We start from the raw sequence: 24,093 nt of genomic DNA on the forward strand, positions 1-24,093 counted from the left end.
ATAAGAGTACAGAGACAAAAGTGGTGTTATGTAAATGAAAAATCGGAATGGATGGCTTTATTTCTTCGGCGCCCTTGGCGGTGCTTTATATGGCTATGATACAGGTGTCATCTCTGGCGCCATCTTATTTATGAAAGAGGATTTAGGTTTAAACGCGTTTACGGAGGGGCTTGTTGTCAGCTCGATTTTAATCGGGGCGATGCTCGGTTCCTCTCTTTCTGGAAAGCTGACAGACCAATTTGGGCGGAAAAAAGCCATCATCGCCGCAGCTATTTTGTTTATTATCGGCGGATTTGGTACAGCTCTTGCACCGAATACAGAAGTGATGGTCTTATTCCGAATTGTACTAGGGCTTGCTGTCGGGTGCTCGACAACGATTGTTCCATTATATTTATCTGAACTTGCGCCAAAGGAATCACGAGGGGCACTCTCCTCTTTAAACCAGCTCATGATCACATTTGGTATTCTTCTTGCCTATATTGTGAACTACGCTTTAGCGGATGCAGAGGCATGGCGCTTGATGCTTGGAATTGCGGTGGTTCCTTCTGTTCTTTTATTATTCGGGATTTTGTTTATGCCGGAAAGTCCCCGCTGGCTGTTTGTCCACGGACAGGCTGACCGTGCGAAGGAGATATTATCTAAACTCAGAAAAAGTCAGCAAGAAGTGGAAGAAGAAATTTCAGATATTCAAAAGGCGGAAAGTGAAGAGAAAGGCGGTTTTAAGGAATTATTTGAGCCATGGGTACGCCCAGCATTGATTGCCGGTGTCGGCCTTGCCTTTCTGCAGCAGTTTATCGGTACAAATACGATCATTTACTATGCACCAAAAACATTCACAAGTGTTGGCTTTGGGAGTTCAGCGGCGATTTTAGGAACCGTTGGAATTGGTGCAGTGAATGTCATTATGACGTTTGTTGCCATTAAAATCATTGACCGTGTAGGGCGTAAAGCGCTGCTCCTATTTGGGAATGCAGGAATGGTCCTTAGTTTAATTGTTCTGTCAGTGGTCAACCGATTTTTTGAAGGTTCAACAGCTGCAGGATGGACAACCGTTATTTGTTTAGGTCTCTTTATCGTCATCTTTGCTGTCAGCTGGGGGCCAGTCGTTTGGGTGATGCTCCCAGAGCTGTTCCCAGTACATGTCAGGGGAATCGGTACAGGTGTCTCGACCTTCCTTCTTCATACAGGAAATTTAATCATCTCGCTGACATTCCCAGCTTTATTAAGCGCGATTGGTATCAGTAATCTTTTCCTCATCTATTCGGTCATTGGCGTAGGCGCCTTCTTATTTGTGAAATACTTGGTGACCGAAACGAAGGGGAAAAGTCTTGAAGAAATTGAAGAAGATTTAAAAAAGAGAAATCGTGCCGTCGCAAGTGGCGAAGGAAAAACGGTATGAACAATGGCCAGCTGCCGTGTGCAGCTGGTTTTTCTATGTTAAACAAACGTTTAATCAAGAAAGGACATTCCCTCATCTTCTGAACGTGCTGCCTATCACATACATATGGAACAGGCGGGAGAAAGGTGGAAATGAGATGAAAGGGAAAACAAGCATTGTCATGCTGACGTACAATGAACTGCATTTGACGAAAACATGTATCGATAGCATTAAACAGCATACGAATAGTGACCAATATGAACTCATCATCGTCGATAATGCGTCAACTGACGGCACGAAGGAATATGTAAGAGAGCTGGATGATGTGATTTTCATTGATAATGAAGAGAATGAAGGTTTTGCAAAGGGATGTAATCAAGGGGCAAAAAAAGCTTCAGGAGATAGCATTCTCTTTTTAAATAATGATACGATCGTGACGGAAAATTGGCTTTCTCCATTAAAAGAGGCGCTATTCGCTTCAGAACGAATTGGGATGGTGGGACCCGTCTCTAATTATGTGAGCGGCCCTCAGATGGTCCAGCCGTCGTATACAGATGTGAAGGAGCTCCCAGCCTTTGCTAAGGAGTATACGTCTAAGAGAAAAGGTCAGAGAACTTATGTGCACCGGCTTGTAGGGTTTTGCTTGCTCGTGAAAAGAAAGCTGATCGAGGATGTGGGATTATTTGATGAGCGGTTTGTATATGGATCATTTGAGGATGACGATCTATGTTTGCGTTCATTACTAAAAGGATATCAGCTGCAAATTGTGCATGATTCCTTTGTGCATCATCATGGTCATGCTACCTTTAATGCCAATCAAGAAACAAACATCTCTACACTGTTTACTGAGAATAGACTTCGATTTTTAGATAAGTGGGGCATAGATCTAAATTTGATCACTCCTCATCCGTATTTTGTGGAATTACTCCCTGAGGACGCTGCACACGTGCTGGATGTTGGATGCGGCGCAGGGGCTACTGGGCTTGAACTAATGAATCGTCAGTCTGTACACATGTACGGGGTAGAGGCGGATACGTTAAAAGCAGCGGTCGCAAAGGCGTATTATGAAGAAGTCATCGAGGCAAATGCAGATGAATACCCATGGTCAGAGAAAGAGGCCTTTTTTGATGCGGTCATTTTTTCGGATGTTTTAGAGCATGTGTCAGATCCTTGGCACATCATTGAGCAAGCGCACGCCTCTTTAAAGCCAGGCGGTGTCATCATTTGCTGCCTGCCTAACATGATGCATGCAGAGGTGCTTCTTCCTTTGATGACAGGTGATTTTACGTATCAAGATGTAGGAATCTTAGACCGAACCCATATACGGTTCTTCACACCAAACACCATGCGTGCGCTTTTCCCAGACCAATTATTTGAACGCGTGATCGAGCAGCGGATCAATGTACAGATTGATCAAAACGTCCAATTGTTTTTTGACGAGGTGGCAAGAATAGGAGCGTCACTCGGCTTTCAAACAAAAGCGTTGTCTGATCAAGTGACTTTGTATCAGCTTCTCATTGTCGTACGTAAAAAAGGCGGCTCTCCTTTGGGATAACCGCCTTTTTGTATTACCATTTGAAGCTTTTCGTTGCACCTTCTGCACCAAAGTTCAAAATGCTCACTTTGATGTCATACGTTATGTCTGCTTCTTGAAATAGTTTGTCCCATTCATCACGATGCTGATCCCAATATTCAGGATACTTAATACGAAACTGCCGGCTTAAAAAAATAGGATCAACACCTACTTCATGTTGCATATGACTGACCGTTTTTTGTATGCGCTCTTTAATTTTACGAGAAAAAACCTTCTCAAATCGTTTGATGTACTGTTCATCGTATGAGTTTTCAGGGGGATATTGATCCTCTGACAATTTTCCATTTGTTTGTACGCTAATGTGAAAGGAAATCTTTCCGTCTTTCAGGTAGGGTTCAATCTTGGTTTTGGCTTTTTTAATTTCATACGTAATCGGAAAGCCTTTGTAGGTGGCGGGTACAACACCGCCTGCGATACGGTCCATCACCCAGTTTAAATATTGTACATCCTGCGCAGAGATGAAACCGATCAGCTTTCTTGTTTTTCCGTGAATGATACCTGCCCCATCATAAATAATTTCACCGTCTACCGCATCTACACTTTGTACAAGGAAGCTAACGCCCATTTGAAAATAATCAGATGCCCGGCCAATACGTGTTGGCAGTGCGATCTTTCCGTTAAAGCTTCGGTTTTTGGATGTTTCGAAGATATGTTCAACCGGAACCTTTTGCTGTGATTTCAATTTTTGGTTGATGACTTTTGACGCATCTCCTCGTGACACGAGGAGATAGCTGCTGCGCCGAACCTCATCATCTCGAATAAAATGATTAAGTGTTCCTTGAATATCGTGATGCTCCGCTTGATTTCTGCCAAACAAGAAGATTTTCAGGTGATCACTATAGATCGGCGGGTCCTTCAAGGCGACATTACTGACAGCCTCCAGCACATTTTTTCCCTTCGAGACGACATTCACATAGCCGGGAGAATCGGCTTCTTGTGTTCCGCCTGTTTTCGGTACAAGGTTTTGATAGGTCAGCTTAACTCCATTCTCATCTTGTTCATCAATGCCAACACCGCGTACAAACGATAGTTTTTCAATATCCTTTAAGTCCCAGCAGCCTGCTGATAGAAGAAAAAGGCAGCAGGAAAAAAAGAATAACAGTATACGCCTGCCTCTCATGCAGAACGACCTCCCCATTTTTTGCGTATCATCAGCAGGATAGCTGTAATAAAAGGAATGGCTAATACCGCGAACAATGCGTAGCCGAGTAAAGTAGAGTAGTAAAAGACTTCATTGATATTTCTAGGAAAAAGTGAGAGTGCCGATGTTATTAAAAATAGCAGCCATAGCAGTCTCGTTATATTGGTTGTTTTAAAAACGGTGAAGCAGCCTTTAATCGCAAACTGGAAAAAGCCCAGCATACAAATGAACTGCTGGCACGTCCAAATTGTCAGTAAGAAAATATCAAAACGTTCGATAAACACCCCTTCAAGTTCAAGCGCTTGTATAAGGGAAACCGTCGGCCAAGTGAGAGATTTCGTTTCACCAACGGTCATGGAGCCAATCACTATAAAGAGGGTGAGGGAATATACAAGAGAAGTAATTCCAACCCCGATCGCAGCCGCCCATTTTGCCTTAGACCATTTGTCTTTATAAATGAGCGGGACAACAAACAAAATCACTTCAAACCCTGTAAATTGAATAAAGGTTTGAGAGAACAGGTTACTAAAATCTTTAAAACCATGCGCCATCACAGGGCGCAAATAATCAAAATCAAATATTTTTAAACAAAACAGCATGAGCGCTATGTAAATGACCATGGTGATCGGATAAATATAGGTCACCATTTTGACGACTGGAAAGATACCGCTTTTCAAATGATAGATCGCCACAAGTAGAAAAATCATGACAATCACGGTCATGGGAGTCGATTGCAGAAGGAAAAACTGAACCACTTCGCCGAGAACACGTGCCTCAAAGCCGACAATGCCTAGTAAATAGGCGATCAGCATTAAATTAAAGATCGTGCCAAAAAATGCCCCTGCTCCTTTTGTATTTGACTCAAAAATGGTGTCTGGTGCATTCTTTTCGGCAATCCACCCCAACAAAAAAGCAACGAAAGCAAAGATGACTCCCTGTATTAATACAATGATCCAGCCATCAGGGTATCCTGAATTGGCAGAACTACGTGGAATGGTTAAAATTCCAGCGCCTATCATTGTAGAGCTGCACAGAATGGTGACTTGTAACAATGATAGCTTTTCAGGTCTGTACATCGTTTAATCTCCTTGTCTTTTGAGATTTTTTATTTTTGCTGTTTTTGGTCTTGATTTAAAAAGCCCAATTGGTAAACGAACGTACGTATCCTTTAAATCTGAAAACGGTGAAGAAAGCACTGGTGTGAAATAGTCAAAACCAAAAGTCTTTAATTGCATCAAGTGACAAAGCACAAATAAATAACACATGATTAAGCCGTATAATCCAAACAATGCTGAACTAAAAATCGCCATAAACCGCAAAATACGCAGTGGAAAACTAAAGTCATATGACGGTGCTGTGAAATCAGCGAGTGCGGTCAGTGACACAATAATCACCATTAAGGCACTGACGATATTGGCTTGGACAGCTGCCTGACCAATAATTACGCCGCCAATAAGCCCAATTGTCTGTCCGATGGCTCTTGGAAGCCGTAGTCCAGCTTCCCGCAGCAGTTCTATCGTAAAAGACATGAGAATGGCTTCGACAACAGGAGGGAAAGGAACATTCTGCCTGCTGCCTGCGATGGTGAGTGCCATTCTTGTCGGTAATAAACCGGGATGATAAGAGACAAGTGCAATGTAAAGCCCGGGTAAAAAAATCGTGAGCAGCACGGCAATATAACGAAGTAAACGTAAAAGAGTCGCGCTTGTCCACCTCTGATAATAATCCTCCGGAGATTGCATCAAAGCTGTAAGTGTCATAGGTAAAATGAGGGCAAAAGGAGTCCCATCGAGCAAAATGGAGACTTTTCCTTCAAGCACAGATGCAATCACCCGGTCAGGACGTTCTGTGTTTTGAATTTGTGGAAAAATGGAGATGTGACTGTCCTCAATCAGCTGTTCAATATAGCCGGTTTCAGGAATGTCATCCATTTTGATTTCCATCATACGTGATAGCACATCTTCTACTAGTTTAGGATCAGCAATATCACGAACATACACAAGAGCAGCGGATTTTTTATTTCGAGTACCTATACTCACCTTTTGAATCACAAGGTGAGGGTCGTTTGCCCGCTCACGGAGTAAAGCCGTGTTTTTTTCAAGATTCTCAATAAATCCGATCCGTGGTCCTCTTACAAGAACTTCAGATTGCGGCTCTTCTACTTCTCTAAATTGAAAAAGATTCGTATGGAGCGCAAGCGCTTGAGCCGCTCCATCTACAAATAAAATAGCCCTGCCGCTATATAACTGCTCGATGGCAAGGTTCATATCATCCAGCACATCACTTTGAATGCCAAAGAACGTTTTTGAAAGGGAGGAAAGTGTAGTAGAACCAACCTCGGTGATGTCGAGTTCCTTTTGCATAGGTGAAATGATTTGCTTAGAAAGCATCTCAAATTCTGTGAGTCCTTCAACGTACACGAGACATGCAGAAATAGTGGAAGGACCAAATGAAAAAGAGTGGAACACGATATCATCACTTCTTCCGGCAAAGCTTTTGACACGCTTAATGACGGACGCTATATCTTGTTCAATACGACTTTTCATAATACCTCACCCTCATCACATGTTTTTTATAGAGTGACTCGGAAGGTGGAGAATTATACAAATAGAAAAAAGAGAATCCCGGATAGGAATTCTCTCGTTTGTTTATCTTGCAAGCCATCCGCCATCAACAGCTAAAATGTGGCCGTTCATATAATCAGAAGCTGGTGAGCTAAGGAAAACAGCCGCACCGGCTAGATCCTCAGGCTTTCCCCAGCGCCCGGCGGGAATTCGTTTCAGAATCTCTTCATTTCGATTTTCATCGTCACGAATGGCTTGTGTGTTATTGGTCGCAATATACCCAGGCGCAATCGCATTCACTTGAATATGCTGGCTCGCCCATTCGTTGGCAAAAGCTTTCGTCAGCCCTGCGACAGCATGCTTACTTGCTGTATAAGCAGGGACAAAGACGCCGCCTTGAAACGATAGAAGGGAGGCGATATTGACGATTTTCCCTTGCCCATTTTTCAGCATCTGCTGTCCAACCTTTTGCGTGAGGAAAAAGAGACTGTTGATATTCACATCCATGACCGTATGCCAATCTTCCTCTGAATAGTGAGCCGCCTGCTCTCTTTTAATGGTTCCAGCATTATTGATTAAAATATCAATCGTATGCTTCTTTAATATGGCATCGACAGCCTGCTTTGCAGACTGAGGATTAGAAAAGTCAACCTGAACCGCATAAAATGATCGGCCTGCCTGTTCGACAAGCGCCTTTGTTTCTTCAAGCGGTGTGTGATGGTACGTACCGATGATATCTGCACCTGATTTGGCAAGCGCCACGGCAATGCCTTGCCCAATGCCGGTTCCAGGACCTGTCACAAGGGCAGTTTTACCTTCAAGGGAAAAGAGGGACGCTGCATATGAAGTTGTCATCACCCTCGTTACCTCAGCTGATCCATTGGGACAAAGTCCATATCTTTGAATGTATAGTTTTCTCCCGCCATTGCCCAAATAAATGAATAATTCGCTGTACCTGAGCCTGAATGAATGGACCAGGCAGGTGAAATGACTGCTTCCTCATTTGCCACAACAAGATGTCTTGTTTCAGATGGCTCCCCCATAAAATGAAAGACCCGTGCATCCTCTTCGATATCAAGATATAAGTACACTTCCATCCGGCGATCATGAATATGAGCGGGCATCGTGTTCCATGTGTTATTGGTTTCAAGCTGAGTGATGCCCATCATGAGCTGACAGCTTTGGATGCCGTCTGCATGGATGACTTGATACAGGTTTCGTACGTTGGAAGCAGCTGCTTCCCCTAAGTGGTTTGGTGTTAATTCAGCGATGGCTGCTTTTTGCGTAGGATACGCCCTGTGAGCCGTGGCTGATACTAAATAGAACTTGGCCTGCTCGCCTGATGAACTAGCGAACTGTACATCTTCGTGACCAAGACCAATATATAAGAAATCTTTATGCTCCAGCACAAAGGCCTCACCATCAACAGTGACCGTTCCTTGCCCGCCGACATTCACAATCCCGATTTCTCGTCTTTCAAGAAAATACTCCGTCCGTAAAAATTCTCCGGCCTCTAGTGTGATCGGCTCTGCTGCCGGCATCGCTCCGCCAATCACCACGCGGTCCTCATGCGAGTAATAGAGCTTTAATTCACCACTGACAAACAGCGTAGGAATATGAAAATGACGACGAAGTTCCTCTGTTGTAAAACGTTTGACCTGCTCAGGATGTACAGCATAACGATTTTCCATTTGGATAAGCCTCCCTTTCCATCTGAAACAAATATTGATATTTATTTGGTATCGGTTTCAAGGAAAATTTTAGAGGAAAAAGAGAGCGTCGTCAACCGTTATTTTGAAATCGCTTTCTTTTTCTCTGATTAGACAAATTTTTTCTATCATCATGCAAAAAAATCTTCTGAAATGCGTTCAATTATGATATGCTCTTTTTAAGTTAATTTGAAATCGGTTTCAAACTAGATGAGAAGATCAATTGTGGGAGTTTTTTGAATGAAAGAGAAAAAGCAAACGAAAGTGACCATTAATGAAGTTGCAGCTTATGCAGGTGTCTCAAAATCAACTGTATCCAGATATATCAATGGCAGAACAAATGAAATTTCTTCAGAAAAGGTAAAAAAAATCAAGAAGGCCATTGAGGAACTCCATTATCGCCCGAGTCAGCTTGCTCAAGGACTGAAAGTCAGAAAAAGCAAGGTCATTGGGTTTATTGTAGCCGACATTACGAATCCATTCTCTGTGGCAACACTTCGCGGGGTCGAAGAGATTTGTGATGAATATGGATACAGCATCATGGTGTGCAACACAGATAATCGTCCAGAAAAAGAACGGGAAATGCTCCTAAAGCTGAATGCACATTATATTGAAGGGCTCATCATCAATACGACAGGACAGAACAATGACATTCTGGAGGATTTTAAGAAAAACGGTGTACCGATTGTTCTTGTGGACCGGAAGCTGCCTGAACTGAAAGTCGATACAGTGACCACGAACAACCGTGATATCACCATCCGGCTGCTTCAACAAATGTATGAGAAAGGCTATGATCACATCGCTTTCTTTACTGAGCCTGTCGATGGAATCAGCCCTCGTGAAGAACGAAAGGAAGCATATGAACAGACAGTCTTGAGTAAACATAAGAAGCCGATCATTGCAGAAATTGATTTAAAGCAAAAGGAACAAATGCGCGAAGAGATTGTCCGTTTTTTACAATCAAACGAACAGAAAAAAGCGATTTTAGCCGGCAATGGATTACTCATGCTGAAGCTGATTAGTGAACTTGTAGAGCTTGGGGTGAAGATTCCTAAAGAGATAGGCATTGCAGGGTTTGATGATACAGAATGGTATAAGCTGATTGGACCTGGAATCACAACGGTTGCCCAGCCATCTCATGAAATGGGGAAAGCAGCCATGCAAAAAATCAAGACACGGCTTGAAGGGGATGAAAGTGCGCCCCAAACCATTCAGCTCGATGGAGAAATCATAGTAAGGAAATCTTTATAAATGATAGGCAGAGAAGAGTATACATACGTGCATGCTCTCTCTTTTTCAACTGATTTGAAACCGGTACCAAGAAAGGGGAGAAATGAGTGAAAGCATTGGATGCGGTCACATTTGGGGAATCAATGGCGATGTTTTATGCAAAAGAAGTCGGAGAGCTTCATCAAGTGCATACATTCCAAAAGGCGCTTGCTGGTGCAGAGAGTAACGTGGCTGTCGGCTTGGCGAGGCTGGGCTTTCATGTGGGATGGATGAGCAAAGTCGGAGCAGATTCACTTGGCACATTTATTTCAGAAGAGCTTCAAAAAGAAGGGGTCGATACAAGTGCAGTGCTCCGTTCAAATGATGGGTCTCAAACGGGAATCTTACTTAAATCAAAAGTGATGGAAGGAGACCCTGACGTCACGTATTATCGGAAAGGCTCTGCTGCGAGCACAATGAGTCCAAGCGACTTTCCAGCCGCTTATTTCAAACAGGCAGGCCACCTTCATATGACTGGTATTCCGCCTGCCCTATCCAGTGAAATGAGAGCGTTTTCCTTTCGTGCCCTTCAAGAAATGAAAGCAGCGGGCAAAACCATTTCATTTGATCCAAACCTTCGGCTTCAGCTATGGGAAGAGGAGGAAGATATGATTCAGACGGTGAATCATATCGCCTCGCAAGCGGATTGGTTTTTTCCAGGGCTTGCAGAAGGGCAAAGGCTCACGGGATGTCACGAGCCAGAAGAGATTGCAGATGTCTATTTACAAAAAGGTGTCAAGCTAGTGGTCATTAAGCTAGGGGCAGAAGGTGCCTTTTATAAAAGTGCAGCCGGTCAGGGGATTGTGAATGGATTTTATGTGCAGGATGTCGTAGACACAGTTGGAGCTGGTGATGGATTTGCAGTGGGGGTCATCAGCGGCTTGCTTGACGGCTTATCAGATGAAAAATCCGTGACAAGAGGCAATGCGGTCGGGGCACTTGCAGTGATGTCACCTGGCGATAAGGACGGACTGCCTACCAGGGAGGAGCTTCAGGCTTTTATGAAAGAAGCCAAGCGATATCAAAAGCGGGAGTACATGAAAGGGGATGAGAGATATGGGAAAGTCAGCAAGTTTGAGCGTTAAAAAGCAGCTCGCGTCTTGTAAATTGATCGCAGTTGTGAGAGCGGATAGTGAAGCAGAAGGTATTGAAATGATTGAGCGTTTAAAGAAAAAAGGAGTTCGTGCCATTGAAGTGACGTATACCACGCCAAATGCTGAACGCATCATCGCATCCTTCCAGGAGGAGCAGGACCTCATAGTAGGAGCGGGAACAATTACGACGCTGGAGCAGGCGCAATCAGCCATTGAGGCAGGCTCACAGTTTATCGTTAGTCCAGGATACCTTCCTATGATTGGAGAACATCTTTCATTTTACGACACACTCTATGTACCAGGGGTTCTCACCCCGAGTGAAATCATGCAGGCGAAAGCAGATGGCTATTGCTTGCTCAAACTTTTTCCAAGCGGCTCCTTTGGTTTATCCTATATGAAAAACCTGAAAGGTCCATTTCCAGAGATTGAATTTATTCCTACGGGCGGCATTCATCCAGCTGATGTTCCAAAGTGGCTCAAAGCAGGTGCGGTGGCTGTTGGTGTCGGAAGTCAGCTTGAAAGCAGTACAGCAGAGGAATTACAAGCAGTTCTTTCTTCATAAATACTTGTCAACCGAACAAACAACTGGCTTGTTGATGCCGGTTGTTTGTTCGGTTATCTGACATAACAGTAGGTAAACATTCAACTCTTCACGTACAATGATCGTGAAGGAGTGATGGAAATGTACATTCTACAAGATGAACTCACGGATGGACGAATTGACCAGCTGATTACCGCACATATAAAAGAGATGAAGGAGCATTCGCCGCCAGAAAGCATTCATGCCCTTCCATTAACTGATTTAAAAAAACAGGATGTTACCGTGTGGAGTGTGCGGGATGGAGAAGAGCTTCTTGGCTGCGGAGCATTAAAGGAGCTGTCAAGTGAACATGGGGAAATCAAATCGATGAGAACCGCAGCCCTCCATATGCGAAAAGGTGTAGCGAGGTATATGCTGAATCATCTTCTCCAAGAAGCAAAACGGCGCGGCTATACACGTGTCAGCTTAGAGACAGGGGCAATGGCTTTCTTTGAACCAGCAAGAAAACTATATGAGAGCGCTGGATTTCAGTATTGTCCGCCTTTTGGTACATATCAAGAAGATCCAAACAGTTTATTTATGACAAAGGAATTATAGAGGTCGAGAGAGTATGCTTATAAGCAGCTCTTTTTTTATGCGGAAATAGTGGAAAGGAGGAGGACACGGTGAAATTATCTAAGTGGATTGGAATGAGCGCATTTCTCACATTTTGTGTGGTATCTGTCATCTTCTTAACGTTATTAGGTCAAGATTTATTTAAAATTGAAAGCGCTTCCGATAAAGCGGAGTCAACGTATCAATATCATTTTGTTCTTGTACCGGAGGAACTTGATAACGAATATTGGCAACTTGTACAAAAGGGAGCTGCGGATGCGGCAGACGTTCATCGCGTGTATCTAGAATATTTGGGCCCAAAGCAAGCAGATGTAGACGATCATCTGAAAACCATTGATATGGCGATCGCTGGGCATGTTGATGGCATTATGACACAGGGACTTGATGCGAAAAAATACAAACCGCTTTTTCAGAAGGCGAGGGAAAAAGGAATTGATGTTGTCACCGTCGATACAGATGCAGAGGGGAGCAAGCGTCAAGTGTATGTAGGGACGGACAATTACTATTCAGGCTTTATCGCAGGACAGGCACTCATCGCAGATACAAAAGGTGAACAGTATGTAGGAATTGTCACAGGCAGGCTGGATGCCATTCATCAAAAGCTGCGCGTCAAGGGCTTTCGAGATGCCGTTGCTGCTGAAAAACGCATTCATATTGCTGGAATTGAAGAATCAGCCATTACGAAGTCAGGTGCCTCAGGTGCCGCTTATAAACTATTAAACGATCATGCGAAGCTCACCGCATTTTATGGTACAAGTGCATTAGATGGTGCAGGCATCATTCAAGCAATCGCACAGTATCGATCATCCACTGATTTTTATGTGCTTGCATTTGACACATTGCCTGATACGATTCAGGCGCTTGATGATGGAACAATTGATGCCGTGGTCGTACAGCATCCTTATGAAATGGGCTATCAAGCGGTTGAATCACTTGTTCGTTTGCAGAAAGGTGAAAAAGAAGAACCGCTTCAGTACACGGGAACGAGTGTGATCCGGCGCGGGGATCTGCCTCTTCAGCAAACAGACAGAAAGCAGGGAATGCAGCCATGAGAAAGATTCGAAGTAAGCTGTTATTAGCATTTTTAATCCTTGTGCTTCTTGGCAACATAGCCGCTTTTTTTGTCTACTGGAGCAGTTCAAAAATCACATCAGAATATAGCCGGAGCTTCCGTTCTTTTCTCCTGCTCAATGATATATCGACAGAGGCGAAAACGATGTATGAAAAGGTCAATGCCTATGCCATTGAAAAGGATCGGAAGTTTGCCAAAGAGTATCTTACGTCAAAACAGAAAATGAAATCCTACGATCAAGCGCTGCGAAAGGATGCCGGTCTTCATGCGGCGATTCCTTCTATTGAAAAATATCAATATATGATGCGGACGCTTATCAATGAAAGTGATGCGACCATGACACATGTGAAAGAAGGGAAAATCGAAGAATATGCTGCAAGTGTGAAGGAAGTGAGAACCGTCTCCTCCTATATACAAGAGCAGACGATGACCCTGCTTGATGATGAATTATCTGAGTATCAGGTACTCTATCAATCTCTTCAAAAAAGGCATCAAACCTATGCGCTCTTTACCTTATGCCTGTTTACGTTATCAATCGGGATCGCCTTATGGATGGCGTATATGATTGCTGGCGGGATATCAAGACCTATCGTTCATCTGTCCCGAAGCGTAAAAGAAGTATCAGAAGGAAATTTTGATGGAGCGAATTTGCATGTTACCTCAAAGGATGAAATCTCTGTTTTAAATGAAGCCTTTCAGCGAATGCGGCAAGAGATGAAAATGATGATTGAAGAGATCAAACAAAAGGCAGCATTGGATCAAAAAATCAAAGATATGAAGCTAAAAACGCTGCAAAACCAAATGAACCCGCATTTTTTATTTAACACATTAAACATCGTTTCACGTATGGCTTACTTAGAATCAGCGGAAGCCACATCGAGGTTGATTCAATCCGTTTCCACGCTGATGCGGTATTCGCTGTCTGCTCTTAGTACATCCGTTACATTGGAACAAGAAGTGAAAGTGGTGAAAGAATATTTTCATATACAAGAAACGAGATTTGCCGATCGTATTACGTGCAAAACGTCCATCGATGAATCATGTTTATCTGTGCATATCCCAAGTCTCACCTTACAGCCGCTTGTCGAAAATGCCTTTATTCATGGCGTCGAGCCAAAGGAGGAAGAGGGACTTGTCGAGCTCTCGATCTATGAAGAAGGCGGCTATGTGATGATTCGGATTCGGGACAATGGGATGGGGATCAATGAACAGGAGAAAAGAAGATTGCTATCAGAAAAAGAAGAGGAAGATCCGAACATACTGAGTAAAGGCCACTCGACAGGAATCGGTCTTCGAAATGTAATGTCAAGACTGCGTTTGTTTTATGGGGTGCAAGATGCCCTTCAAATTGATTCAAAGCCAAACGAAGGCACCACCATACAATTGGCTATTCCGATGAAGGAGGGACCGACATGCTGAACGTGCTAATTGTCGATGACGAAAAAATAGAACGGCTAGCGATGCGGAAATTCTTAACCGAATGGGTTCCAGAGTGTCATATAGCAGGAGAAGCGGAAAATGGAAAGAAGGCGGTTGAATTCGTGCGATCTGAGTCCATTCATCTTGTGCTCATGGATATTCAGATGCCTGGCATGGATGGACTGACAGCGATCAAACAGATCAAAGCAATCAGTCCTCATACAAAATTCATTATGCTGACAGCCTACGATACATTCGATTATGCCAAGCAAGCGATGCAGGAGGGGGTGAAACAATACCTCGTCAAACCAGCTGACAAAGATGAAACCATCGCAGCCATTCGATTTGTAGCAGCAGAGATTCAGCAGGAGGCGTCTCTGCGGCAGTCGGCAGCGGCCGATCAGCAGTCAAAGTGGCTTGAAGCGCATGTCATGAACGGTCAATCTTATACATCCATGGAGTTTCAACAACTATTCTCCAAATATGAAGCAGGTCTTATCATCGCTGTGCAGCGGACAGAAGGAGATCAGCTGTTGATCGATTTACAGAAATCTGCACGATTTCATACGGTGCCGATTCAGATGGGGGGAGAACTGTTTACATGCCTCATTTATAGTCAGCAAGGACCAGGTCAGCTAAAGGCAGAGATCCTGCAAGCCATTCGAGCTGCCATGACAAACGGTCAGCCTTCACCTGTCGTTGGCATAGGGCATCCAGTCTCAAACCCGCTTCATCTTCAGAAAAGTGCAGCAGAGGCGAAGCTTTCCTATTATCAGCGAAAAAAGAGTGGGGGCGTTGTTCGTTATGGCTTTTACCAAACAGAGGTGAAGCCCGGTCCATTGATTCATCTGCCGGAGCTTGCAGACAGCATGATGCAGGCGCTGGAAGAAGGGAGAAGAGAAGATGCGCTAGCTTTATTTGATGCCTTTCAATTAGAGGGGGCGACGATTTCACAAGTAAAAGAACTGCTGATTCTCTTCAAATCACGCCTCCGTACAGACCTATCGATATTGACAATCAGCACCGCAGCTGAATGCCGCCAGTGCTGTGAACACCTATTTGATGTGTATGAAGCGAGAACCCAGACCATCAATGACGTCGAGCGGGCAAAACGTTACATCAAAACGCATTATTGTGAACAGATCACGCTTGAGCAAACGGCCGCTTATGTTGATTTAAGCCCCACCTATTTCACAAAACGATTTAAAGACGAGACGGGTCTGACATTTAAAGAGTATGTGACAGCCTGCCGGCTGGATAAAATCAAAAAGCTTCTCATAGACAGCACGCTTAGCTTAAAAGAAATTACCTTTCAGGCAGGATATACAGATCCTAATTACGTCAGCCGTGTGTTTAAGAAGATGGTCGGCTGTTCACCGAAGGAATATCGAAAACAGGCCGTAAAAAAATGAAGAATTTCATAAAAAAGTGAAGAAGTTTGCCTGAACAAAAGCAAGGATCTGCCATTATACTTATTTTAATAACGCTTACAAAATGGGGATAGGGGGATCAATTATGAAGTTCAAATTAGGCTTTACACTGCTGGCACTCTGTATGCTTATCGTCACTGCCTGCAGCTCATCGACGAACTCAGAGGCAAAAAAAGAAGGCGGAGCGGAAAAGCTCGAAATTTTCTCTTGGTGGACAGGAGCAGGTGAGGAAGACGGGCTGAAGGCACTCATTCAATTGTTTGAAAAGGAGAATAAAGACATTCCAATTGAAAATGCAGCCGTCGCAGGTGGTGCTGGTACGAATGCAAAGGCTGTCCTGACTAGCCGTATGCAGGGAAATGATCCGCCTGCTACGTTTCAAGTGCATGGCGGGGCGGAGCTGAATGAGAGCTGGGTCGCGGCAGGCAAAATGGAGCCTCTGGATGATTTATATGAAAAAGAAGGCTGGAAAGACAAATTTCCAGAATCACTGATTGACCTTGTCAGCAAAGATGGGAAAATCTATTCCGTGCCAGTAAACATTCACAGGGGCAATGTGCTTTGGTATAACAAGAAAATATTTGATGATGCAGGCTTAGAGCCGCCAACGACATTTGATGAATTTTTCAAAACAGCAGATGCATTAAAGAAAAAAGGAATCACACCACTTGCACTTGGAGATAAGGAGCCTTGGGCAGCGACTCATTTGTTTGAAAGTGTTTTGCTGGGTGTATTAGGTGCAGATGGTTATCAAAAACTTTGGGCTGGCGACATGAAAATGGATGACCCGAAAGTGAAGGAAGCAGCAGACATCTTTGGACGTATGCTCGAATACGTCAATGACGATCACAGCTCACGTAACTGGCAGGATGCCTCACAGCTCGTGGCAAAAGGAGAAGCGGCAATGAATGTCATGGGCGACTGGGCGAAGGGGTACTTTGTGAATGATCTTGATTTGAAGGTGAATCAAGACTTTGGATACACGGCGACTCCGGGAACGGAAGGAAGCTTTATGGTGATCACCGATACATTCGGACTGCCAAAGGGTGTGAAACAGCCAGAAAACGTGAAGAAATACTTATCTGTTTTAGGATCTGTTGAAGGACAGGATGCGTTTAATCCGCTAAAAGGATCGATTCCAGCACGTGTGGATGCAGATGTATCAAAATATGATGAATACGGAAAATCGGCGATGAAGGCATTTAAAGAATCAAAACTGGCGCCGTCTCTTGCTCATGGCTCAGCTGCTGAAGAAGGGTTTGTGACAAAAGCGAATCAAGCCGTCAATATCTTCGTGACACAAAAAGACAGTAGTCAGTTTGTTTCATCTTTAAAAGAGGCAATGAAATAAAGACGAAGGAGGCGGCGGCTAGGCACCGCCTCTTTTTTAAAAAGGAGTGTAGCTTCATGCGCATAGACACATCGCCGATGACAAAAACACCTGTGCCCAAAGTCAAACGTATGCGGAAAAAATGGAATGGAGACCAGCTGCTGGCGCTGCTCTTTTTAGCCCCGTCAGCGGTATTATTATTCATCTTTGTTTACGGTTTTATCGGCTGGACAGGATATGTATCATTATCAAACTGGACCACGCTTGTTCCTGATTTCTCTTTCGCAGGTCTTCGCAATTATGTCATGCTGTTTCAAGATTTCCGCTTTCAATCAGATCTTCGAAACACGGTCTTTTTCACTTTATTTTTTATTGGAGCGGTCATTGTCTCTGGTCTCGCACTTGCGATTTTACTAGACCAGAAGATCAAGGGGGAATCTCTTTTTCGGAATTTATTCTTCTTTCCGATGGCCCTGTCCTTCGTTGTCACAGGAGTCGTATGGCAATGGATTTTAAACCCGTCAACTGGGGTGAATTTATTTTTGAAAACGCTCGGTATCCAGCCAGAGTGGTATACGGATACGAACATATTGGCCGGATTTGTCTGGGGGAAAATTGAGTTTGGTGTACCTGCGGCCATGATTGCTGTTGTGATTGCAGCTGTTTGGCAAATGACAGGCTTCTCTCTGGCGATGTATTTGGCGGGTCTAAGAGGAATTCCAGAGGAAGTAAGAGAGGCTGCTAGAATGGATGGCGCAACGGAGTGGCAGATTTACTGGAAAATCATTTTTCCTCTTTTAAAACCGATTACTGCAAGTGTTGTTATCATCATGGCTCATATTTCTTTAAAGATCTTCGATTTGATTTACTCGATGACAGGGCCGGGTGCGAACTTTGTCACGGATGTTCCGGGCGTGTATATGTTTGAAATGACCTTTAGAGGAAACCATTATGCAGGCGGTGCCGCCATTGCGGTTGTCATGCTGATCTCTGTTGCGGTCTTTATCGTGCCATATCTCCTGTCGAGCCGGAAGGGGGCTTCATCATGACAGCCAGATGGTTTGTCCGTCCAGTCCTTTATGCTTTATTAATTTTGTGCAGTCTCTTTTTTCTAATGCCTGTTTATGTCATGCTCGTCACAAGCTTGAAGCCATTAGGTGAAGTCACCCTTGAGCGAATGTGGTCGCTGCCATCTACTATCGATTTTTCAAGCTATCAAATCGCGTTTGAAAAGCTAGCGCCCAATTTAATGAATTCTCTTTATCTTGTCATTCCTGCTACTTTATTGTCAGCTGTTTTAGGTGCAATGAATGGCTATGTATTATCAAAATGGCGTTTCAAAGGATCAGAAGTCGTCTTTACGCTGATGCTGTTTGGGATGTTTATTCCATATCAAAGTATCCTGATCCCGCTCATTCAATTTTTGCGTGAAGTCGGATTGTATAATTCAATTCCAGGGCTTGTGCTTGTCCATGTCGTATACGGACTTCCGATCACAACACTCATGTTCCGAAATTTCTATGTGAGCATCCCAGATGAAATGATTGAATCGGCGAAAATGGATGGCGCAGGGTTTATCGGGATTTTCAGACATATGATTCTTCCGCTTTCGATCACAGGATTTGTTGTGGTGGCCATTTGGCAGTTCACAAATGTGTGGAATGAATTTTTATTTGCAGTCACGATGACCACTGCGGAGCATCAGCCGGTAATGGTTGCGTTGCAAAATCTATCAGGCAGTCAAATTGTACAATGGAACGTCCAAATGGCAGGGGCGATATTGGCTGCGCTGCCGACACTACTCGTCTATATTCTTCTTGGAAAATACTTTGTCAAAGGGCTTCTCGCAGGCTCTGTCAAAGGGTAAAACATTTTTTGTGTTATCGTTTTCATTCGGTGTACTGAAAGGATTGACTTCTCTTTAGATAGCGTCATAATAAAAGTTGAGACTTACTAGTTTTCATCAAGCTAGGTAGGAATTATCCAAAGGGTAGCAAAGGGAGGAGTCATCCTGAATGAAGCAGTCACCAATTTTTTTACTGCCTGAATTGAAGGAGAGAATATGGGGAGGTACAGCCTTAAGGGATCAATTTGGCTATGATATTCCTTCTGATCAAACGGGAGAATGCTGGGCAATTTCTGCTCATCCAAACGGACCAAGTGTCGTGCGAGACGGTCCATATAAAGGGAAAACGCTGATCGAACTTTGGGACAACCATAGAGAATTGTTCGGGGGGGTAGAAGGCGATCGCTTCCCGCTCTTAACCAAAATATTAGATGCAAACCAAGACTTGTCCGTGCAAGTACATCCAGATGATGATTATGCGGAAAGACATGAAAATGGCGAGCTTGGAAAAACAGAGTGCTGGTATATCATTGACTGCAAAGAAGGAGCAGAAATGATCTATGGGCACAATGCAAGAACAAGAACTGAGCTTGTAACTATGATGAATAGCGGAGATTGGGAAGGTCTTTTGCGGCGGGTGAAGATTAAGCCTGGTGATTTTTATTATGTGCCAAGCGGTACCATTCATGCGCTTTGCGAAGGAACACTTGTCCTTGAAACGCAGCAAAGCTCAGATACAACCTATCGCGTATACGATTATGAACGAAAAGACCAAGATGGCAACGAACGTGAACTTCATTTTGCGCAAGCGATTGATGTCACAACAGTTCCTCATGTAGACGGGTATGCAGATGAATCAGTTGAAACACGCCGGGGAGTGACCATTCGTACATTTGTCGAAGCAGAATATTTCTCTGTGTATAAATGGGAAATTGATCAAAAAGCAGAGCTTTCGCAGGATTATCCGTTTTTGCTATGCAGTGTGATTCATGGAGAAGGGTCTTTAGAGCATGACGGAAACACATATCCACTGCCAAAAGGTACTCATTTTATTCTGCCGGCTGAAACAGGAAACTTCTCAATTGAAGGATCTTGTGAACTGATTGTGTCGCATATATAAGGAAAAGAGGACTTCGAGGGGGTCCTCTATTTTTCTATTGCATAAATGACTTGAAAGAGTACTTGTTTTTGTCGATAAAGAGATTAGTAGACTATTTATTATGCAAAGTTAAGAGAGGGACAGGGAACGTGAAAAAAACCATCAAGATTATGTTACTCGCAGCTGCCTTTGGTATGACATTACACACGGGTAAAGAAGCGCAAGCAGCCTCCTATGTCGATCAATCTATTTATACGATGAACACCTCAAAGGTATTTACAACAGAAGCAGAAGTGAAAAAAGCAGTGGAAACACTAAAGAAAGACAAAAAGTGGACAGCCATTTATCAAACCTCAGGAAATACGTCGACCTATCAGCTCACTGCTTCAGGATATGAGTCGCAAGCAGCAGCGAATGCAAGTGCAGCTGCATTAAAAAAAGAAGTGGGCATGAGCGGTACGGTGTCTCCAGTAGGTGACCGCCTTCCTTTACAAAAGGTCGTATCTGACCCAGTCAATGATGAAAGTCAGGCGAAAAAGCTCTCACTTGAACTAACGAAAACATCAGGGCTCAATAGCTCCTATGAAGTCATCAATCAAAGCAAACCTTCTTATCAGGTCATATCAGGAACCATTGATTCTGAAACGAAAGTGAAAAATATTCAAACTGAGCTGCAAAAGCAGGCAGGCGTCACCAGTACATACCAAACCGAAACGAAAGCTGGCACTGTGTATCAGCTGACTTCAAGCGGTATTGTTGGACAAAGTAAGGCGAATACCATTCTGCAAGGTTTTCAAAAGGCATCCGGCTTAACAGCAGTGCTTCAAACGGTGACAGCGGGTAAGCCGTATTACATCGTCACTTCCGCTGCACAAGCGAACCAGTCGAAAGCACAGACGCTCCTTACCCAGCTTCAAAAAGAAGCAAAGATCAGCGGGAAGCTTCAAAAGACAGGTGCCTTAAAAAATGTCTACAGCTTGGAATCAGGCTATTTCAAAGACAACAAACAAGCAGCTTCAGCTGCAGCTCAGATTAAGAAACAAATCGGTGCTGCAGGTACTGTGCAACGCGTGGGAAAAACAAAAAATTATATCGTGAAGCTCAATCAATTGAACGATACAGCTTACGCCAAAACGGTGGCTTTTTTCAAGAAAAAGAAATGGCGCTACACGTCCAAAAAGACTTCTTCTACACAGCCATATCAAGTCGTGACGGGAAATCTTTTAGGAGATAACCAAGCGAAAAAAGCAGCGGCTTTCTTCCAAAAGAAAAAAGTATCTGCGACAACGAAAAAAACTGGCAAGGTATCAGACAGCACGTATCGACTCGTCGTCAATCAAGCAGTGGACCAAGCGAAAGTGAATAAAGGGGCCGCCTACTTAAAAACGCAGAAGCTGACAAGCAGCATCAAGGCAAGTAAGGGACAGGCTGTCAGCAAAACGTATAGTCTCAAGACAACACCTGTATATGAACAAAGTAAAGTGAAGCAGGCTCAAGAGATTATCAAGAAAAATGGCGTTGCCAGCAGTACAAAAACGCTGACAGAAGCGGTCAAGCAATACCGTATCACGACAGAGCCGACAGTGAATCAGACAAAACTGAATCAAGCACTCAGCTATTTGACGAAACAAAAAATGAAGGCCGCTGCTCAAAAAACAGGCGCAGCCGATTATGCTCAATATCAGATCAAAACAGGTGCCGTCTCAACCGCTGCACTGCGTGACCAAGGCTTGGCATTTTTCAAAAAACGGAATGAAACCGCTGCGTATACAACAACAACGAAACCAACTTACAAAATCAACATTACGCAGCAATTTACAGGATTACCAACTGTAAATGAAGCCATTGCTTTTGTGAAAAGCCAATATGGCTGGACCGCCACAGCCGTAAAAATTAAAAATGGCCCAATGGTCATGCAAACGAACTACAACCTTACTGTCAATGAGATGGTCAACAAACAAATGAAGGTGTCTCCACAGACAGATGGTGCGGCCTATGTCTATGCAGCATATGTAGACCAAGCCACATCGACAGTGAATACGGATGGCTTAAATGTCCGTTCTACACCTGATTCTAGCTCTGCAAGCAACATTGTGGCACAGCTCAATAAAGGAGCAAAAGTGAAACAGCTTGGGAAAGAAGGGAACTGGATCAGGATCAACCTCGGCTGGAGAAATGCAAGTGCAGCAGAGGTGCAAAAATATGTAGATCCAGCTAATATTGCCGAAGGCACGCAATCTTATTTTCAATTTCTGAAACTCTCTGAAGCTGCGAATCTCAATCCAGCAGAGGTCAATTCAAAGATTTTAGCAGGAAAAGGGATTCTTGCGGGTAAAGGACAAGCCTTTATTACAGCAGCAAAAACGTATCATATCAACGAAATTTATCTTATTTCTCATGCGTTGCTTGAAACGGGTAACGGAAGTTCCATTTTAGCGAATGGTACAATGTATAATGGAAAGAAAGTTTATAACATGTATGGCATTGGCGCATATGACAGCAATCCGAATTATCTTGGTGCAAAGTATGCGTATGAACAGCAATGGTTTACGCCAGAGGCTGCCATTATTGGCGGAGCAAAATTCATTGGCAACAGCTATATCAATAATGCCACATACAAGCAAGATACAATTTATAAAATGCGCTGGTCGGCTGCAGCGACTCATCAATATGCAACAGATATTGGCTGGGCTTCTAAGCAAGTCACTCGTATGTATAGTTTGTATAACCTGCTCGATGACTATACGCTGTATTACGATATCCCGGTGTATAATAAATAAAAAAACGTCCGTGCTTCCTAATGAGAAGCCGGACGTTTTTTGTGTAAGAGCAGCTGCTGTTCAATAAATGAAAGGAGCTGCTGACTGGATTGTCCCTTTGAATATTGGTTCCATTCCTCAGCAAAGGTTTTGATTCGTTCTTTATTGGTTGACTCGTTTAGGTGCAAAAGCTCCTGCAAGAGCATGTCTTGAGTGACGCAAGCCTTACCAGGAATGATGTCTTCATACCGGTCGACTAGGCCGCGTTTCTCTCGATAAGTGTCTAAGTCATAAGTGAAGAACAACACAGGCTTTTCGAGCAGTGCATATTCAAACACAATGGACGAATAATCTGTCACCAGGACATCACAAGCATAAAGCAATGGATAGAGCGGCTGATCGGACACATCAAATATCCATTCACCGTCTGTTTCTGCTTTCGCTAAATGTTTGACCGCAGGATGAAGCTTGACGAGGAGAATGTAATCGCCATTCAGCTCAGTTTGCAATTGCTCTTTTGAAAAAGGCAGGACAAGACCGTCCATTGCAAAGTCTCGATAAGTTGGTGTATAGAGCAGGATCTTTTTCCCTTTTGGGATATCATCCAGCTTCAAGGAAGGCTGATGCTGTTCATAGTACACATCCGTCAGTGGTACACCAGTTGGTAAAAAGCGTTCATCATTGACCCCAAACGAGGTCTTGAAAATCTCACACATGTGATCTGAGCCTGTCACAATGTAATCGAAAGACGCATAGACGCGTTTGAAGCGTTCGATGTCACGTGGACTCCGGCCAGAATTTGAAGCATCTTCAAGCCCGAACTTTTTCAAAGCCCCATTGGCATGCCAAACTTGAATACAGGTGGTAGAAGGTCGTTTTCTGAGCACACTCGTCATGAGAAAGTAATTATCCATCACGACAACCTTGCTTTTAAACATCGTATACATACATTGAATGAGATGGAGAGGATTTTTTTCATGAAAATAGCGAAATGACAGATGAGGCCCGTCCTTTTCTATCGCAGAAGCATGCTTCGTATAGAGGACAGTGAGCTTCATTGTCATGTTCGCCTGTTGTTGATAAGTATGAATGAGAGCAGCCGCATTCTCTTGGAACGAAACAAGCAGCGTCACCTGGTTTTCACGAGGCTTCACGCCGCTCATCAGCCATCCAATGAAAGAAATAAAAGCTGCGTAACATGAAATCATCATTGAGCGTATATTCATCATTTAT

At 43.7% G+C, this 24,093-nt stretch carries 20 protein-coding genes; 14 read left to right on the forward strand and 6 right to left on the reverse strand.

Annotated elements, in window-relative coordinates; translation table 11 throughout:
• The first annotated feature begins 34 nt into the window (after positions 1–34).
• Both AAZR19_RS08525 and AAZR19_RS08530 read left to right on the forward strand, forming a co-directional pair.
• Complete coding sequence (locus tag AAZR19_RS08525; protein ID WP_335372254.1) at positions 35–1,399, forward strand: sugar porter family MFS transporter; 1,365 nt, start codon at positions 35–37, stop codon at positions 1,397–1,399.
• Between the two features lie 136 nt (positions 1,400–1,535).
• On the forward strand, positions 1,536–2,933 hold the full coding sequence (locus tag AAZR19_RS08530) for a bifunctional glycosyltransferase family 2 protein/class I SAM-dependent methyltransferase (protein ID WP_335372255.1): 1,398 nt from the start codon (positions 1,536–1,538) through the stop codon (positions 2,931–2,933).
• Positions 2,934–2,946: 13 nt separating this feature from the next.
• Here AAZR19_RS08530 and AAZR19_RS08535 read toward each other — a convergent pair whose 3' ends face one another.
• From AAZR19_RS08535 to kduI, 5 genes are all read right to left on the reverse strand, one after another.
• The gene (locus tag AAZR19_RS08535; protein WP_076840198.1) at positions 2,947–4,092 is read right to left on the reverse strand and encodes a Ger(x)C family spore germination protein; all 1,146 of its coding nucleotides are present in this window, start codon (positions 4,090–4,092) and stop codon (positions 2,947–2,949) included.
• The gene (locus AAZR19_RS08540; RefSeq protein WP_111290681.1) at positions 4,089–5,189 is read right to left on the reverse strand and encodes a GerAB/ArcD/ProY family transporter; all 1,101 of its coding nucleotides are present in this window, start codon (positions 5,187–5,189) and stop codon (positions 4,089–4,091) included. Before AAZR19_RS08540 ends, AAZR19_RS08535 begins: the two co-directional genes overlap by 4 nt.
• A 3-nt stretch (positions 5,190–5,192) precedes the next feature.
• Positions 5,193–6,659: a spore germination protein gene (locus AAZR19_RS08545; RefSeq protein WP_056765616.1), complete on the reverse strand. Its 1,467-nt coding sequence runs from the start codon at positions 6,657–6,659 to the stop codon at positions 5,193–5,195.
• Positions 6,660–6,761: 102 nt separating this feature from the next.
• Complete coding sequence (gene kduD / locus AAZR19_RS08550) at positions 6,762–7,532, reverse strand: 2-dehydro-3-deoxy-D-gluconate 5-dehydrogenase KduD (RefSeq protein WP_056765617.1); 771 nt, start codon at positions 7,530–7,532, stop codon at positions 6,762–6,764.
• An 8-nt stretch (positions 7,533–7,540) separates the two neighbouring features.
• Entirely contained in the window at positions 7,541–8,368 is an 828-nt protein-coding gene (gene kduI, locus AAZR19_RS08555; RefSeq protein ID WP_163114787.1) for a 5-dehydro-4-deoxy-D-glucuronate isomerase, read from the reverse strand.
• A 258-nt stretch (positions 8,369–8,626) separates the two neighbouring features.
• On the opposite strand from kduI, the gene AAZR19_RS08560 reads away from it, so the two are divergent.
• The 12 genes from AAZR19_RS08560 (at position 8,627) to AAZR19_RS08615 (ending at position 22,881) form a co-directional block, all read left to right on the forward strand.
• The gene (locus AAZR19_RS08560; protein WP_122631659.1) at positions 8,627–9,637 is read left to right on the forward strand and encodes a LacI family DNA-binding transcriptional regulator; all 1,011 of its coding nucleotides are present in this window, start codon (positions 8,627–8,629) and stop codon (positions 9,635–9,637) included.
• Between the two features lie 86 nt (positions 9,638–9,723).
• Positions 9,724–10,740, forward strand: coding sequence for a sugar kinase (locus AAZR19_RS08565; protein WP_202738546.1), 1,017 nt, complete (start codon positions 9,724–9,726; stop codon positions 10,738–10,740).
• On the forward strand, positions 10,712–11,311 hold the full coding sequence (locus tag AAZR19_RS08570; protein ID WP_202738547.1) for a bifunctional 4-hydroxy-2-oxoglutarate aldolase/2-dehydro-3-deoxy-phosphogluconate aldolase: 600 nt from the start codon (positions 10,712–10,714) through the stop codon (positions 11,309–11,311). The genes AAZR19_RS08565 and AAZR19_RS08570 overlap by 29 nt, the downstream gene beginning before the upstream one ends.
• Before the next feature lie 120 nt (positions 11,312–11,431).
• The gene (locus AAZR19_RS08575; protein WP_254805997.1) at positions 11,432–11,887 is read left to right on the forward strand and encodes a GNAT family N-acetyltransferase; all 456 of its coding nucleotides are present in this window, start codon (positions 11,432–11,434) and stop codon (positions 11,885–11,887) included.
• Between the two features lie 68 nt (positions 11,888–11,955).
• Positions 11,956–12,957: a sugar-binding protein gene (locus tag AAZR19_RS08580; RefSeq protein ID WP_254805996.1), complete on the forward strand. Its 1,002-nt coding sequence runs from the start codon at positions 11,956–11,958 to the stop codon at positions 12,955–12,957.
• On the forward strand, positions 12,954–14,396 hold the full coding sequence (locus AAZR19_RS08585) for a sensor histidine kinase (protein WP_076840187.1): 1,443 nt from the start codon (positions 12,954–12,956) through the stop codon (positions 14,394–14,396). Before AAZR19_RS08580 ends, AAZR19_RS08585 begins: the two co-directional genes overlap by 4 nt.
• Complete coding sequence (locus tag AAZR19_RS08590; protein ID WP_434702852.1) at positions 14,390–15,808, forward strand: response regulator transcription factor; 1,419 nt, start codon at positions 14,390–14,392, stop codon at positions 15,806–15,808. The genes AAZR19_RS08585 and AAZR19_RS08590 overlap by 7 nt, the downstream gene beginning before the upstream one ends.
• Positions 15,809–15,911: 103 nt before the next feature.
• Positions 15,912–17,177: an ABC transporter substrate-binding protein gene (locus tag AAZR19_RS08595; protein WP_434702854.1), complete on the forward strand. Its 1,266-nt coding sequence runs from the start codon at positions 15,912–15,914 to the stop codon at positions 17,175–17,177.
• A gap of 56 nt (positions 17,178–17,233) precedes the next feature.
• Entirely contained in the window at positions 17,234–18,205 is a 972-nt protein-coding gene (locus tag AAZR19_RS08600; protein ID WP_434702856.1) for a carbohydrate ABC transporter permease, read from the forward strand.
• A complete protein-coding gene (locus AAZR19_RS08605; protein ID WP_024426281.1) occupies positions 18,202–19,023 on the forward strand; it encodes a carbohydrate ABC transporter permease in 822 nt (273 codons plus the stop codon). The genes AAZR19_RS08600 and AAZR19_RS08605 overlap by 4 nt, the downstream gene beginning before the upstream one ends.
• Before the next feature lie 148 nt (positions 19,024–19,171).
• Complete coding sequence (manA, locus tag AAZR19_RS08610) at positions 19,172–20,122, forward strand: mannose-6-phosphate isomerase, class I (protein ID WP_434702858.1); 951 nt, start codon at positions 19,172–19,174, stop codon at positions 20,120–20,122.
• Positions 20,123–20,250: 128 nt separating this feature from the next.
• The gene (locus AAZR19_RS08615) at positions 20,251–22,881 is read left to right on the forward strand and encodes an N-acetylglucosaminidase (RefSeq protein ID WP_434702859.1); all 2,631 of its coding nucleotides are present in this window, start codon (positions 20,251–20,253) and stop codon (positions 22,879–22,881) included.
• A gap of 17 nt (positions 22,882–22,898) precedes the next feature.
• Here AAZR19_RS08615 and AAZR19_RS08620 read toward each other — a convergent pair whose 3' ends face one another.
• A complete protein-coding gene (locus tag AAZR19_RS08620; RefSeq protein WP_083703986.1) occupies positions 22,899–24,089 on the reverse strand; it encodes a CDP-glycerol glycerophosphotransferase family protein in 1,191 nt (396 codons plus the stop codon).
• Positions 24,090–24,093: the final 4 nt, after the last annotated feature.

The sequence above is a fragment of the Bacillus sp. Je.9.29.b genome, assembly GCF_051129925.1.
GTDB lineage: Bacteria > Bacillota > Bacilli > Bacillales > Bacillaceae > Bacillus > Bacillus safensis.

What these genes read in the sequence shown, in the direction of transcription:
- AAZR19_RS08605 (WP_024426281.1), top strand. Translation starts at nt 18,202, where the DNA reads ATGACAGCCAGATGGTTTGTCCGTCCAGTCCTTTATGCTTTATTAATT.
- AAZR19_RS08545 (WP_056765616.1), bottom strand. Translation starts at nt 6,659, where the DNA reads ATGAAAAGTCGTATTGAACAAGATATAGCGTCCGTCATTAAGCGTGTC.
- AAZR19_RS08560 (WP_122631659.1), top strand. Translation starts at nt 8,627, where the DNA reads ATGAAAGAGAAAAAGCAAACGAAAGTGACCATTAATGAAGTTGCAGCT.
- manA (WP_434702858.1), top strand. Translation starts at nt 19,172, where the DNA reads ATGAAGCAGTCACCAATTTTTTTACTGCCTGAATTGAAGGAGAGAATA.
- AAZR19_RS08590 (WP_434702852.1), top strand. Translation starts at nt 14,390, where the DNA reads ATGCTGAACGTGCTAATTGTCGATGACGAAAAAATAGAACGGCTAGCG.
- AAZR19_RS08620 (WP_083703986.1), bottom strand. Translation starts at nt 24,089, where the DNA reads ATGATGAATATACGCTCAATGATGATTTCATGTTACGCAGCTTTTATT.
- AAZR19_RS08600 (WP_434702856.1), top strand. Translation starts at nt 17,234, where the DNA reads ATGCGCATAGACACATCGCCGATGACAAAAACACCTGTGCCCAAAGTC.
- AAZR19_RS08570 (WP_202738547.1), top strand. Translation starts at nt 10,712, where the DNA reads ATGGGAAAGTCAGCAAGTTTGAGCGTTAAAAAGCAGCTCGCGTCTTGT.
- AAZR19_RS08530 (WP_335372255.1), top strand. Translation starts at nt 1,536, where the DNA reads ATGAAAGGGAAAACAAGCATTGTCATGCTGACGTACAATGAACTGCAT.
- AAZR19_RS08535 (WP_076840198.1), bottom strand. Translation starts at nt 4,092, where the DNA reads ATGAGAGGCAGGCGTATACTGTTATTCTTTTTTTCCTGCTGCCTTTTT.
- AAZR19_RS08525 (WP_335372254.1), top strand. Translation starts at nt 35, where the DNA reads ATGAAAAATCGGAATGGATGGCTTTATTTCTTCGGCGCCCTTGGCGGT.
- AAZR19_RS08585 (WP_076840187.1), top strand. Translation starts at nt 12,954, where the DNA reads ATGAGAAAGATTCGAAGTAAGCTGTTATTAGCATTTTTAATCCTTGTG.
- AAZR19_RS08595 (WP_434702854.1), top strand. Translation starts at nt 15,912, where the DNA reads ATGAAGTTCAAATTAGGCTTTACACTGCTGGCACTCTGTATGCTTATC.
- AAZR19_RS08575 (WP_254805997.1), top strand. Translation starts at nt 11,432, where the DNA reads ATGTACATTCTACAAGATGAACTCACGGATGGACGAATTGACCAGCTG.
- kduD (WP_056765617.1), bottom strand. Translation starts at nt 7,532, where the DNA reads ATGACAACTTCATATGCAGCGTCCCTCTTTTCCCTTGAAGGTAAAACT.
- kduI (WP_163114787.1), bottom strand. Translation starts at nt 8,368, where the DNA reads ATGGAAAATCGTTATGCTGTACATCCTGAGCAGGTCAAACGTTTTACA.
- AAZR19_RS08540 (WP_111290681.1), bottom strand. Translation starts at nt 5,189, where the DNA reads ATGTACAGACCTGAAAAGCTATCATTGTTACAAGTCACCATTCTGTGC.